Origin of the sequence: Thalassobaculum litoreum DSM 18839 (genome assembly GCF_900102465.1) — a bacterium.
Classification (GTDB): Bacteria; Pseudomonadota; Alphaproteobacteria; order Thalassobaculales; family Thalassobaculaceae; genus Thalassobaculum; species Thalassobaculum litoreum.
The window spans coordinates 1-13545 of record NZ_FNBW01000028.1; the positions used below are offsets into that span (position 1 = coordinate 1).

The window sequence follows — 13545 nt, forward strand, 5'->3', positions numbered from 1 at the left end:
GAGACATCCATTACCGATTCCGCCAGCAGCTTCTTCAGCCGCGCGTTCTCGTCCTCGAGCTGCTTCAGGCGCTTGGCCTCCGACACCTCAAGGCCACCGTACTTCGAGCGCCACTTGTAGAAGGTCGCATCGCTGATCCCGTGCTTGCGACACAGATCCGACGCCGACAGGCCTGCCTGATGCTCCTTCAGAATGCCGATAATCTGCTCTTCGCTGAACCGACTGCGCTTCATCGTCCATCTCCTCGTCAGAGGAACAGACTAACCTCACAATGCGGAGCTTTCAGGGGAGCAGGTCAGTTGAGACTTGGTCCCGCTGGTATTCCTTCGGACTGCCGCGTTATGTGCCTCGTCGATAATTATCAGATCCCAGTAAGAATTCTTGATCCCCTCTCGGATCTGGGCGTCCCGCTTGAGCGTGTCGATAGAGACAATCGATCGATCAAACTGGTCGAAGACGTTGTAGTGAGCCGGGATACGGTTCCGCATCCTCCGGATGGCGGCACTATCGAGTCGGGCAAGCGGTATCGAGAAACGGGTCCAGAATTCCTTCTGGAATTGGGTGAGCATAGCTCGAGTTGCGACCACGAGAATCCGGTCCGCTCTGCCACGCATAGCGAGCTCCGAGGCAATCAGTCCTGCCTCAAGCGTTTTCCCAAGCCCCACGTCATCGGCAATTAGAAGCCGCACCCGGTCCTGGGCTAACGCCTTTTCGACCGGCAAATGCTGAAACTTCAGATCGTCAATTGCAGCACGACCTAGCGTGAGAGGTTGACGAGAAGTCGTCGGTGTATGCCGAAACGCCGCCTCAAGATGGAGTTTGGTATCAATCAAGCCTGTGGAATTGTCGGGCACAAGCCGAACCAGAGCGGGATCGAGAATCGACGCGTCCTTCTCAAGATCCCAAACGAACCGGGCCTCTTTGTCTCGGACGATTCCAGAGATACCTCGGCAATGCACCTCACGGTAACCACGCTTAAGAATGTTGCTGCCAAGCACCTTCCATGTTGCGGAGCGAAGCTTGACGACTGATCCAGGCCAGGGAATGGAACCCATAGGGAGCCTACTCAAATGATGTATGGGTTAAAGAGAAGGATCACTGCGGCGAATGTCTCACCCTCTCAACCAGTGCGCCTTGTAATTCTAAGTGCACCACCGTCACGGTCATTATGATCAGCCCTGGAAGATCATGTCCATCGAGCTCAAAAAACGGGAACATGGGTTCGGATCAATTAGGCTTGATATCAGTCGTTAAACCAAGCTTCAGAACTTGGCCAACCATACAGGAAAACCACGATTCCGCATCGAACCCAGTTGTTTTCTTTGCGCTAGGCGACGCGCCTCGTTTCCCTAGCAGTTGCATTGACAGTCAACAGACTGCTGTGATGATATCGAATCTCATCAACGTCATGGAGGTGACCTTGGAACGCTATCGGTATCGTATCGCTGGCATCTCCAAGCCAGAGTTGGAGCGCTTGGCATCTGAGCTCGCCATCATGGTCGAAGGTGAGCGCGACAATCGGCGGTTGGGTTCCCCCGAGCCCGAGCACACTGTCCACGCCACGCCGGACGAGTTGGCGAAATTGCTCGAGATCCATGGGGTGCGCGCAGCGCCTTGCGCAATGGCTCAGTCCGATCCCAACTGAGCGGTCCACGCGCCAGTTCTCAGCGTGACCAGAATTTCTTTCTCACTCGACCTTCATCCAACTGAAGCAGTGAGCCTAGGTTTGTGCGCGCCACGGGAACACTATCCGGCGTGGCTCCCGTCCCAGATCGAAGCGTCGCTCGAAAGCGGCGACGAACTTCTGGCACGCTGCCACGACAGTCACCAGTTGGGCCTCTTATCGTCCGCGATACAACACTTTGGCATGGAGCCGCTCCTGTCGGACGAACAGCTCGAGACCGTCAAACGCATCAACATTGCGAACGACGTACTTAATGCAGCGCTTATATCCTGCTACGATGAGCTCGCATTTGTCGCCACACGGCTGCAGGTGCGCCCCATACCGCTCAAGGGCTTGTCGACGGCCGGTTTTTACATGGAGTTCGCCGGGCGCCCCATGCGCGACATCGACCTCCTGGTGGACCGCAACCACGCTCTTTCTATGAAGACGGTTGCATTGGGCCTAGGTTTCACCGAAAGCTCTCCGGCCGCTCCTATAGACTTTGAAAACAACTATGAGCTTCCGCAGCTGTCGAAGGTGGTCTCGATCAGAGCGGACGCCAAACTCGGCCCTTGTTTGGAAGAGGCGGGTATAGCGTTCTACCATAACAGCCCCAACACGTTTGCAATTACCACTCTGCTCGAGATCCATTTCGATCTCGAGCTTAGCGGCCGCATTCCGGTACAACTGGAATCTGACGAAAACCGGTTGAGCGCTACTAGCGAACTATTCTACCTTATGTACAAGCTATATGTGGATGCCGTCATCCTCAATAAGCTTAAAGCGATAAAACTGCTGGGTGACATCATCCGCTTGGTGGACCGAAGGGGACCCTTCATCGACTGGGCCCTACTGAATGAATGGTCCGCCGCCACCAACTCTGTAGGCCTCGTTACGAACGTCATGTGGCATCTGGTTCACACGTTCGGCCTTGGAGCAGTCGAAGGCGGATTGGAGCAAAGTCTCAAACTCCGCGCCGGTCGCAATGATCTTTATTTCGGCGATTTGATCGGTCGACTCGTCGCCAACCGCTCTCCGCGCTACCTTGTGTTGGGCCGCACTGGGAACAAAATTGGTGTGCGCCACCATGTTTAAGTTCATCAGCTTCGAGGGCATCGACGGGTGCGGCAAGACGACGCTCCGGAACGCGATCCTCAAGCGACTACTTGCGCTTGGAGTCCCAGCTACCTCTATAGGCCAGAACTCATGGCTTTCGGTACCGGAAGCCTATGTAATACTCTCTGCCCGAGAGCGTCACCAAGTGTTTCCGGCCGCCACGATGACCCGTTGCTACTTGGCGGATAAGCTTCTGCACTACAAACTCAATGTGCACAATCTGCGGAAGTATGGTGTCGTTGTCAGTGACCGCTACTATGTTAGCGACATCGTCTACATGCATGCGCTCCACTCGATGCCGCTTGCACAGTTGGCCGGAGAGTTCCTAGCAGAATCGTTCATCTGGCCGGATCAAATCTATTTCCTGGACGTGGACCCGAACGTGGCGATGGACAGAATCGAACGCCGCGGGAAGCCCCGCCGACACTATGAACAGATCACGGACCTGCAACGCCTGCACGATACTTACTGTACATTCTTTGATCAGTACGAGGACATGCTCCCAACGGAGCTCCATAGAATTAGCAACGATGACGGCGCGCTTGAAGAGGTCGTCGAGACCGTCATCCAGACGTCGGGAATTCTGAATAATCCGAGATGTAGTCGAACACCGAGCTGAAGAAGTATCGCTGGCGGTCGCCCAGCGGGTACCAGTAGCCCAGCAGCTCCGAGAGTAAAGGGTGGTCCGTTGCAAGGTCCTCGACCAGCGCCGATGCATCCTCCAGCGCCATGAGCGTAGAAGCTGGATAATTCTGGGCAGGATCCAGCCGAAGGACGTCGACGTTGAACGCATTGAAGCACCACGCGACACTTGCGCCGTAAAGCCGGTGTGCCGCCTCTTCCGTTGCGGCGGGTATTGGTACCCGTTCCTTTTCGGTGTCGAGGAACCTCGCCAGCACCACGTAGCAGATCGCTTCTAGGACGGAATAATCGTCGCGCGCGATTTCATGCGTCAGGGTCGACGCACTTTCATCGCAATATGCCGCCCACGCAAGAGCGCTAATCGGATTGTCCGCCCAGGCCTTAGCGAAAATCAAGAACTGCTCTGTACCCCGGTCGCGATTGTATCTTACGGCCCAATCCCTTCCGCCCCTTCCATGGTCAGAAGCGTCCACGTTTGATGGCCGCAAACCGCAAAAAAGAATCAGCTGCCGCACTGTGCGGCCCACGAACATTCCCAGCAGCGGGTTATCGGGAAAGGACGGATCCGAGGTGGTTGTCAATTGGCCTTTCCGGAAGAGCCGTCTCTGTCACCAGGTTGCTTAGCGAGAGCGTCGGCGATTTTCTTCCACTCGCGCGGATCCACGGCGGAGTGATGGAAGGCGCGAGAAGCCGCCACGTCATCGAGCCCGGATTGTTTGAGGGACTGGAGAAATGAAGCAAACTTGTCATCTAGCTGGTCAACCATGCTGGCGTACCTCCTGCAAAGCGCGATTAAGGTTATCAAACACGAGGTTCTCGAGCCAGTCCAGGCCGATGCGTTTGATCAATTGGGTGGTACCATCTACCGCGTGCTCCAGCCTCGCCTGTTCGAGCCGGATTCGGTCCTCCAACGATCCGCCTTGTTCCTTGCCGGCTAGATACGCAGTTTTCAGGAACTGCATTACGATCGAGAAGACGAACACCGCATGCAGGAAGCCGCTCGCGGGCCTCGCCGTCCCACGCCACGGCGAGAAATATACATCGGCATCGTCGATGCGGACGGCACGAGCGTCAAGAATGTCGTTAAGCATGTTGTGGCAAGACTCATGGAGGATCGCTTCAGCCATCTGGAGGACCGATGGCGTGTCGTCGACAAAAATGGTGCCGGGCGTCGCCGAGATGGTGAAGCTACGGTGGTGACCCATTTCGACGACATCTCCCCTGAGTTGGACAATCCCGCAGTGCCGGCGGACCAAATGCGCACACCCGCAGCTATCAAGAAGTTTGAATGCCGACGCGGTAACGTCGTGGCGGACTAGTTTGTCGCCGAACAGCGGAATTTCATCAGCGTAGCGGTCGTCGGCAACCGTCAATGCGTTGGAGGGCCCCTGGACGATGGGGTCCAGAGACGTGCCACCATGGTCGCCAAGCGACCATGCCTTGATCTTACGAAGGACATCCGACGACCGGCGTTCGGCAGCGATCCGAGCCCCGAACAGCAGAGATCGAACCAATGCGTTTCTGGCGACCGGATTGGTCACTGTTGCGAAGGAGAATTGCGTTGCAACAAATTTTTCCAGGAGGTTGGCCGCTTGCAGAGCCTCCCGTGTGCGGAAGTCCACACCCTCCGCCGACAGCTGGTGCAGGGACGTCCAACTGCGCTGCGTGCAGGGTATGAACGCTCCGGCCGGTATCTCCTCGAGGACTGCGGAGCCGTGGCACAGGTCGAGATCAAGATCGTCGCCGGTCACATCCACCCACTTCAGTTCGAGCAATTCCGGTGCCTTCGAGAGGCCGGGGTGCATTTCCCAATGTCGCCAAGCAGGCTCTCCTGCCAAGCCTGCAAAATAGACGAACGTCCGCTCGTGTCGCTCGGGCTTATAGGGCCGCATGTCATACTTTTGGACCGGCGACCAAGCCGACACCGTAAGTCCGCTGAGCCCCGTCTCCTCAAACAGCTCCCGCCGCGCGGCATCCAAAACCTCCTCATCCTGCTCGACCGTTCCTCCAGGCAGCATTGCACCAATGGCGGGGGCTCTTGGTTGGGTGAAAACAAGAACCTTGTCTCTATGCCGAACCACGGCGAGGGCCTTGCGCACGAGCTTCATTCAGCGACTAATATCACGGTTTTCATCACCCTCAATTCTGGTTTGTCAGTATTCACGTTGGCGAAGGGTGTTTCACAGCCGATAAGCCCAAAGCCATGGTCCTTGATCATGCCGAGCAACTCATCCTGACCGCAAACGTAGCGTCGGGAGATCCGGATGCCAGACTTGGCGTTGCAGGACACCGTAAACAAATGATTAGAGGCCGTGCAATCGATGAAGAGTCCCGGTCCGCGTCGTAGACCGAATCCACGACCCTTGCCGCACACGTCAAGAATCATCACAGATCCGGCAGTGCAATGCGTGCGGGCCCACGCAAGGAGCATCGGCCACCGAGAAACCGGATGCGCATTGAGGGCTTCGTATCCAAAAACCACAACGTCAAATCGCTCCGCAAAGGTTGGCAAAGTCCGTAGGTCGAGGCACTTGCACTCGAAAGCGGGCCCTTCGAACAGCCGCTTCGCCAGCGCCACCACCTCAGGATTAATGTCAAAACCTAGGGCACGGCCCCCGAGGCGCGCCACCAGTGCCCTGGCCTGCGCGCCGAGACCACACATCGGCTCGAGGACGTAAGGAAGCGGCGGACATACCCGTGAGACAAGGTCGGCCCAGGTATCCAGTACCGCCGTCCGCCAGGATCCGTCGTCGGTATCGGGGTTCAACATTGCCCCAGTTAGGGAGGAAGGGTTCACGCCATTACAGAGAAATGGTCGAAAAGAGTTCTCTGCATCTGGCAGTACGCTTCCGACCTGCCAACCCGGGCAGCGCGCCGCCTAATGGCGATGCAGCCGCCGTTGCAGAGTGCCCGCACATCGCAACCCTCGCACTCCCTCAAGAGGGACTCAGTAAGCGGGGCGTCAATCTCGGTCCAACCTTCGATGATGTTGGGGATATTCCCTGCGCCGTCGGAGCTGGTCAGCGGCCATCTCGCTCCATCGTCCAGCTCATCGCAGAGGGAGAACGTTCCGTCGGGGTAGACCGCTATGGTATGGAAGCATTTCCGGGCCTCGAAATGGCAGCTGGCACAAGTCCCGGAGAGCCCCATCTTCAGATAGTCGATCGCGGGATCCAGTAAGAATCTCTCGAAATAACCGCGTCCGCGCCAATGATCGTAGGCAGCCATGACCTCGGATGCGAAATCTTCGAATGAGATTGACCATGGCAGGTCCTGTCCCACGGCGAAAGCCTGTCGTGTTCGAGCGGTGCGTGGGACATTCGATGAGAGTGCGGTTCCGTCATCAAAGCAGGGCAATAGGCGCACAACCTTGACGTTCTTCCGAACCGCCGCAAGGTCCAGATAATCCCCAACCTGACCAACGTTGTCTTTGCTACACACTCTGATCAACCCATAGTCGATGCCATGTCTTTCAAGCTGGGACATTCCTGCGAGGACAGCTCCTGTGCTGTCCCGTTCGCGGTTGTCGTAGCGGAGGTGGTTACCGGCCTGGAAGCCATCGAGGCTGACCCCTACCGAGAGCTGTGGGTGGCGGAGAAATAGGTTGCACCAGCCCTCCGAGATTAGCGTGCCGTTTGTTTGCAGGCGGATCGACACATCTGGCCGCGATGAAATGATGAGGTCGAGCAATCTTGTAAAGTGGGGCAGGCCAACAAGTAATGGCTCCCCACCATGAAGCTCGATCGAAAGTTCATAGGCCGCCAGCTGAGATAACGTGGAACTGACGAGCTCTTCGCCGATAGTACGGTGAGAGGGATAATCCCTTCTCTTCTCGAAACAGTAACAGCAGTCTAGGTTGCAAGTCGCGCCGGTCAGCTTGAAAATAACGTTAATGTGGTCTCCACGTCTGACCTGATGGCAAAGGGGCGACTGACCGATGCGAAACTGTCCGCTCACTAGCTCTCCTCCCGCGCTCCAGCCGATGGCCTTTAATTATTGGCGCACAATCGCTGTTGGCGTCAACCGCACCGCCAGCACGATCCGGATCTTCTCTTCAGCAGAATACTGCTTGCGGGTCCGACGGCAGATATCCCGCACCGTCTGCTCCGCACCGGCCTTCAAGGCGTCTGATTTCTGTCTCATCTGCGTTCCCTTCGGTCACTACGATGAGCCAGAAATCCTCCCATACGAATACCCCTGAATCTGTCCCACGAACGCTGACGGCAGACACAATCACGGTAATTATGTTCCGGTTAGCTGACCTTCCGCAGTTAGGTGGATCACGTATGGCACGGGCAACTCCTTTACCTTTGCGCTGCTGATGCGTGGATCACCGATTGGGCAGCGGAAAAGTTCGAGGAAGAATCGGTATGTTGTCCATGTGCAGACACGGTGGATGTCTCGACTTTGTGTGCCACTAAAGCGCGTAGCTGACCCTGCCCTAAAGCCTTTAATAGAATAGCTCATCACAAAGGAGCTTGGTGTATGACTCAACATTCTTTGGCACTGGTCCCCCAGTTCCTTCATAACGCCATTGGACACCATTTTATTGGGCTCGGCCTTCTTCGCTTGGATGAGGACGCCTTTAGAGTACTTTTCAGTCGAGGTGTTGACCGAAACGTGCAGGAGAATGTCTGCACCAATGCGCTTTTCTTCCCCAGCCTTCCCTTTTCCATTTCGTAGAATGGTACTTGACCACGAGAGACCCCCGATCTGCCCCGCCATTTTGGAGTCGAGTTGACTGATTAGATAAGCGCTGATCTCCGGTTCGTCGAACACCCCGCCGCCAATGTATTTCTTTACGGTAGTCGAGACCGCAGCATCTGCCGCGTGTGCAGCTGCTTGCATGGCTTCGTCAAACGTCACAGTAACACCTTCATTGGTTGTATATTATAAAAAGGTACAAACCCGATGCTTGCACCTCAAGCAACTTTAGTCTGACAAAGCCCCATTCGGTAGCAACCGACCTCAATTCGGAGGTACATCCCTCGCGTCAACTACTCCAAAAACGGTCGTTTAAGGCTGCTTCCGCTTCTTTCCTCTCTTCAAGTCCTTCCTAACTTCCTTGGTGGAGGGGCTCGACTTCACCTCGGCGGCACGAGGGCGCGAAGCGGCGGTTTTGAGCTTTCCCGATTGGAACTTCGGTAGATTCACCGCAGGCTCGATGGCCTTCTTGGCTTTTCTTAAAGCCTTGACCGTCTTGGTATCGATGCCACGCCGCGTGACATCAATACCAATAACCCGAATATCCTCAACGCCGGCGTAATCGTTCGATATCAGCGTCCAGTAACGCTGGAGCTCTTCGATCAGCATTTCAAAGGTCTCAGCTCGGCGCCCATTCGGCAGATCCCAGTACGACTTCTCTCCAAGGTACACAAAGAGGAAGATACCTCGGTTGGAACGAACATCACGCAGATAGTCTCCGCATAGTTGCATTTCAAGGCGTTCGAACAGGTGAGGACCTGTCCACTTGTCGGCAAGCTTGAGCTCAGTTGGCACTGGCGCGTCAAAGCCGACGCCGAAGAAGCGCAGGTCCGGGCGCTTCGCGTCAGAAAGTTCCTCCTCCTGCGAGACGATGTATCGGCCGGCCGCCCGATCGCGACACCATCCGCCTATGAACTTCCTGAATTCGGTTTCTTGATCGACGGCCTGTAGGATCGATGCGATGCTGGAATCGCCGTTCTCGATGTCTTGCTTCAAGGTGTCGAGTTTATCTATGGCGTGATACCAGAGCTCGCGGTGGTTTGCCGGCGTTACCATGAGCACCTTGCCGAACTCTTGAACCTGAGATGGGCTCCACGCTTCAACATCTGCGTCGGCGGCGGCCTTTGTCTTCGCGTGGTAGCTCATCCATGGTCGGGAGCTCTCGTGTGGATGGGCACGTCCAATCTCGAGCAGAGCGAGGAACGCCTCTTTCCCTGATGTCTCCCGGATGAATGCGATAAGCGCGTTTCGCGCGTCCTGTGCGTCGTCGCGGAGCTCCGGCGAATATACGCCTTGCCCTGCTCGCTCGATGTCGTCCTGCTGCCGGATGTAACGAGCCATGAGTAGGTAGAGCGACTTCATATGCTCTACTGTGCGAAAAGCCTGCCGGGAACGACCTTCCTGCGACCTGCTGCCAACAAGAGCCACGATAAACGAAAGTGCCAACTCCGTCTGCTCGGCCGGGTCGATCATACCGGCGAACCGCGCAGCGAGGGCGGGGATCGCAGCTACAGGATCGACGCCCACCCAAGCAGCGAACCATATCGCAGAGAAGGTGATGGTACGAAATGCGATCGCCTTCCGGGAGGCGATCGCTGCGATCGTCTTGTCGTCGATCGATGACCGGTTGATGATCGCCAAAAGGTAACCGAGATTCCTCACATTGGCTCGTTTCGCCCGAATCTTGGGCAAGAGCGATGGGGCAATTTGCTCCCAAACCCAATCGCCATGCCAACTGACATCGTAGAGCGCATACTGGCTGGCGCCCTCCGCCGTTTCAGTAGAGAGTTCATGTTCGATCTCCTTCAGCAGGATATCTAGGACCTGCGACGGAAACGCCTTTTCCAATTGCGGAAGCCAGATGGGGAAGCCGTTGAGCTCCTGTAGCGCATACCGGGTCGCGATCTCTGCTTCCGTATGGGTTAAAGCGTATGGCCATTCGGTGATTTCCCGCGCTTCGATCGATAGCCCGGTGAGACCAAAGATCGTTGAGACCGGCGTGGTATTTGCGGCAGCGCCCTCCGAGCGTAGTATAGGAGGGTTTTGGCGCCAGAATTGGATTGCGCCGTCCCGGAACGCGAGCGCGACGTCATCACCGAACTCTGCGACAAGCGATTGCCAGTGGCCGTCGGTCCACCGGTTATGCTGACGCTCGTCGTTGCTCATGCGCTGATGGAGGTACCATTGGTCGGTGGAAACCTTGCCCGGGTTCCCGAAGTCGCGGATCGTCGCTAACCGGCCCTTGAGGATCTGCTTCGCGTTCTCTTTGTCCGCAGTCTTCTTCGCAGCCTCCCTTTCAGTCCGCTTCCTCCAGGCCGCTTGCCGGCGTCTGGATGCAGCACTTCCTTGCCTGAACGAATCCACCAGCTTTTTGAGCCCGGCCTCTAAATCCGGGTCGGTCGACGCCGCCTTCTTGAGCGCCTCTCGTCGCGCCCGAAGACGGCCAGACTTTTGGTAGAGCTCGAAGGATAGCGTTAGTGCCACGAGTTGGTCGTCCAGGAACGATTGAGCGATGATCTGAGAGCGCATGTAGTCGAAGTCCGAGACGTCGAAGGCCCAGTAGGAGGAGGAACTCGATACCATCCAGCAGTCGGTCAGCCGCTGCTCTTTCGCGCGCTTCCGCCACGCGCGCTCTTCGGCGACGCAATGCCAGAACAGCGCACGGTTCAGTTCTGACCATTCGCGGACCATATGCGGCAGTTCGCTTCGGATCTCATCGAAAAGTGCGCGCCCATAGTCTTCGGCGATCGGTAGCGTCCGAAGCACCGTGAGCGCCGTCTTTTGCAGTGTGGCAGGATCGCGATGCCCTATCATTCGCATCAGAACTTGTCCAGCGGTCTGACCCAACCAGCTGTATCGCTCGGAGATTTCGCAGTGTCGCCGCTCCACGTGTGGACTGCGTCCCAGAAGCTCGGCGACTCCGGTTAGAAACTTGGAGAGGAGAGCCGGCGGAAGCGCGGCCACGTAGCTGGCGAGTGAATCCGAAAGCGGATCGACCTCGAACCGCTCCTTAGGTGCAGTGAGCGCGAGGGCCGTGAACAGCCAGTCCACGTCGGCCTGCGTTTGACCAAGCTTGTCGAGAAGTTCGCCGAGCCAGCTCCGACGAAGCGGCGGTACTTCCGCAATGAACGCCTTGCGAACATCGCCAGCGTCATCTGGCGACCCGACCTCAATCACGGCCCGAATGGCGGCTATCCGAGTATACTTAGCGCGTGAAGTGAGGGCGAAGTGTCTGGCCTTGTCCCCAAGCGCGGAAATGCCTCCCTGCTGGACCATTCGCAATAGGAACCAGACGATATCCTCATCGTCGCTGTGTTTGTCGAGAAGCCCTCGGACTACGTCCGCCAAATCCGGATTGGTGAAGCGCTGCACCGCTGAGTATTCGGTGGCGCGTCGACCGTCCATCGGCTGGGAGAGTTGCTCGCAGGTTTCGCGCAGGATCTGCGCACGAGTATCCACTGGGAGCTGCGCGGGATCTCCACCCTCGAACAGGACCTCAGGTGCGAGGCGAATAATGCGGTCGAGTATCCGTTGGTCGAGAAGAGCGAGCCAGGGCAAGATTGGACGCATAGTTGGAACCACGACCTCAACGCCATATTGGCGCCGGAAGAAGAGGTTTTCGATCTTCGCTCGGGCCGCATCATTGGCAAGCATTTCGTTTAGCCACTCTGCCGTGAGGAATTCACGTACCGAGCGGTGATGAAAGCGCACAGTCCCGTAGATGCCCTCGTCGAATATCGGCCTCGTCAAAAGTGTTTGACAGTCGGCGTCGTTCCAGTCGGGGAGCACCTCTTTGACCGCGAGGCCCCGGTCGTTCTGATGGCCATCGGGAACGCGGATCGCCGATTCCTTCGCGAGCGTCGCCGCCGCCGCGACAAGGCGCGCGCCCTCACGGATGCGCTTCTTGGAAATCGGATTGGCGTCGGCGCGATCTTGGTCCCGCTCCTCCAGTCGCTTGTTGATGCTCGCTCGCATCAGCTCGAGACGTGAACCTATCCTATTGTTAGCAAGCCAAAACTCGACGGACTCAGCCAAGTCGAGGGGGCGTGCGGTGAACGACCATGCCTCGGCGCGTTCCAACGCCTTTTTGAATCCCTCGATATCGACGATGCCCTTAGCGCTAGCAAAGCGGTCGACTTGCTCGCCCGCAAGATCGTCTAGCGCGACGATGCGGAAGGGTGACTTCCTGCGCTTCGATCCGGGGCCTTCCGTGGTAGTCACAGCTTCGTCAGACTCCTGCTCCTCCTCGGGCGCGTTAACCGGCTGCGTCCAGGGCAGCTGGGTCTCGCAAATCAGGAGATCAGTCATCGGACGCCAGGCGTCGGTGCGTCCAGTGATGACGACGTGGGTGCGCTGGCGTACATCCCCGAGCTTGCGTCCTACCTTTCGTATGGCGCGCTCGAAGTCCTTTGGGTCTTTCAGTCGCGCTTCGTCGACAGAGTCCAGAAGGACCCAGCCATCCTCGCCGGAGGCCTTCCACGCATCGAACTCTTCGAGTGTTCCCTCTTCAAACGAGGCCTCGAAGTCCTGGACCAAGTGCTCGATGCGTAGAAAGAAAGCTCGCTTTCCACCGAGCCGCAGCTCGCGGCAGACGTGCCGGATCTCCTCAGTCTTTCCGGACCCTGCCTCGGAAAGGAGAACAACACGCGGCTCTTGGAGCAGATCGGACCATTGCGTGAGCTTATCGCGGCGCATAAGCCGAAACAGATCGGCCTCCTCGCCCTCCTCCTCGCTAATGGCCAGATCGCGAAACGTGCGGTGAAGCTGGATGAACCCGTCGATATTATTCGACATCTAATTCCCCTTTTCACCTTCACTGTCGAAATACGGTCCCCAGAATAGCAGGACATTCTAGCGTTAATGATCACCGATGCACCGTTTGGCTAATTCATAAAGATTGAGACGACAAAATTTGCCTCGGGGATCCACATGTCAGTACTTCAGGTCGCGATCAGATTCGATCAGTGCTGCGCACATCTGAATATATAATGGGAAAACCACTTGCCCTCATGTGCAACTCACCCGACTCAACGACGGCTCGCCGTACTCACAGATCCTCAAGATCGGTCGATGGTGACGTGCTCCCCGTGATGTCCGCGTTCAGAAGTTAGTTCTGTTCCGGTTCTGGTCCTGTGTTGACCGGTTGCGGTATTCCCACGGTGTGAGCCCACCGAGGCTCGTGTGGGGGCGGTGGTGGTTGTAGTCGTCACGCCAAGCACCGATCAACTGGCGGGCATGGCGCAGGCTGGTGAACAGGTGCTCGTTCAGGCACTCGTCGCGGAGCCGTCCGTTGAAGCTCTCGACCAGGCCGTTCTGCATCGGCTTGCCGGGCGCGATGTAATGCCACTCGACGCCCCGCTCCTCCTGCCAAGCCAGAATGGCGTTCGAGGTGAGCTCCGTTCCGTTGTCGCTGACCACCA

General features: G+C 57.1%; 14 protein-coding genes. 3 read left to right on the forward strand and 11 right to left on the reverse strand.

Annotated features, from left to right (window positions below):
- Both tnpA and BLS34_RS24565 read right to left on the reverse strand, forming a co-directional pair.
- Positions 1–233 (reverse strand): IS66 family insertion sequence element accessory protein TnpA (gene tnpA, locus BLS34_RS24560; protein WP_139189474.1); only part of this gene is annotated, 233 nt, incomplete at its 3' end.
- A 33-nt stretch (positions 234–266) separates the two neighbouring features.
- A complete protein-coding gene (locus tag BLS34_RS24565) occupies positions 267–1055 on the reverse strand; it encodes a DEAD/DEAH box helicase family protein (protein WP_093154626.1) in 789 nt (262 codons plus the stop codon).
- Positions 1056–1384: 329 nt separating this feature from the next.
- Between BLS34_RS24565 and BLS34_RS24570 the strand changes: the two genes are divergently transcribed.
- From BLS34_RS24570 to BLS34_RS24580, 3 genes are all read left to right on the forward strand, one after another.
- Complete coding sequence (locus BLS34_RS24570; protein ID WP_093154628.1) at positions 1385–1645, forward strand: hypothetical protein; 261 nt, start codon at positions 1385–1387, stop codon at positions 1643–1645.
- A gap of 69 nt (positions 1646–1714) precedes the next feature.
- Positions 1715–2758 carry a nucleotidyltransferase family protein gene (locus tag BLS34_RS24575; protein WP_245702174.1) on the forward strand — a complete coding sequence of 348 codons (1044 nt, stop codon included), beginning with the start codon at positions 1715–1717 and terminating at the stop codon, positions 2756–2758.
- Positions 2751–3398, forward strand: a complete 648-nt coding sequence (locus BLS34_RS24580; RefSeq protein ID WP_139189475.1) for a dTMP kinase — start codon at positions 2751–2753, stop codon at positions 3396–3398. The genes BLS34_RS24575 and BLS34_RS24580 overlap by 8 nt, the downstream gene beginning before the upstream one ends.
- On the opposite strand, the gene BLS34_RS25715 is transcribed toward BLS34_RS24580, so the two are convergent.
- From BLS34_RS25715 to BLS34_RS24615, 9 genes are all read right to left on the reverse strand, one after another.
- Positions 3343–4002, reverse strand: coding sequence for a hypothetical protein (locus BLS34_RS25715; protein WP_139189476.1), 660 nt, complete (start codon positions 4000–4002; stop codon positions 3343–3345). The genes BLS34_RS24580 and BLS34_RS25715 overlap by 56 nt on opposite strands.
- Complete coding sequence (locus BLS34_RS24585; protein WP_093154636.1) at positions 3999–4187, reverse strand: hypothetical protein; 189 nt, start codon at positions 4185–4187, stop codon at positions 3999–4001. The genes BLS34_RS25715 and BLS34_RS24585 overlap by 4 nt, the downstream gene beginning before the upstream one ends.
- On the reverse strand, positions 4180–5529 hold the full coding sequence (locus BLS34_RS24590) for an aKG-HExxH-type peptide beta-hydroxylase (protein ID WP_093154639.1): 1350 nt from the start codon (positions 5527–5529) through the stop codon (positions 4180–4182). Before BLS34_RS24590 ends, BLS34_RS24585 begins: the two co-directional genes overlap by 8 nt.
- Positions 5526–6188, reverse strand: a complete 663-nt coding sequence (locus BLS34_RS24595; protein ID WP_175474381.1) for a class I SAM-dependent methyltransferase — start codon at positions 6186–6188, stop codon at positions 5526–5528. The genes BLS34_RS24590 and BLS34_RS24595 overlap by 4 nt, the downstream gene beginning before the upstream one ends.
- A gap of 26 nt (positions 6189–6214) precedes the next feature.
- Complete coding sequence (locus BLS34_RS24600) at positions 6215–7378, reverse strand: radical SAM protein (protein ID WP_175474382.1); 1164 nt, start codon at positions 7376–7378, stop codon at positions 6215–6217.
- Positions 7379–7414: 36 nt separating this feature from the next.
- Positions 7415–7564, reverse strand: a complete 150-nt coding sequence (locus BLS34_RS26110; RefSeq protein WP_175474380.1) for a hypothetical protein — start codon at positions 7562–7564, stop codon at positions 7415–7417.
- A 99-nt stretch (positions 7565–7663) separates the two neighbouring features.
- Complete coding sequence (locus BLS34_RS24605; protein WP_215906212.1) at positions 7664–8287, reverse strand: hypothetical protein; 624 nt, start codon at positions 8285–8287, stop codon at positions 7664–7666.
- Between the two features lie 150 nt (positions 8288–8437).
- On the reverse strand, positions 8438–12919 hold the full coding sequence (locus BLS34_RS24610) for an NACHT domain-containing protein (RefSeq protein ID WP_175474383.1): 4482 nt from the start codon (positions 12917–12919) through the stop codon (positions 8438–8440).
- A 306-nt stretch (positions 12920–13225) separates the two neighbouring features.
- Positions 13226–13545, reverse strand: a 320-nt coding sequence (locus BLS34_RS24615; RefSeq protein WP_139189144.1) for an integrase core domain-containing protein, incomplete at its 5' end; no start/stop codon positions are given.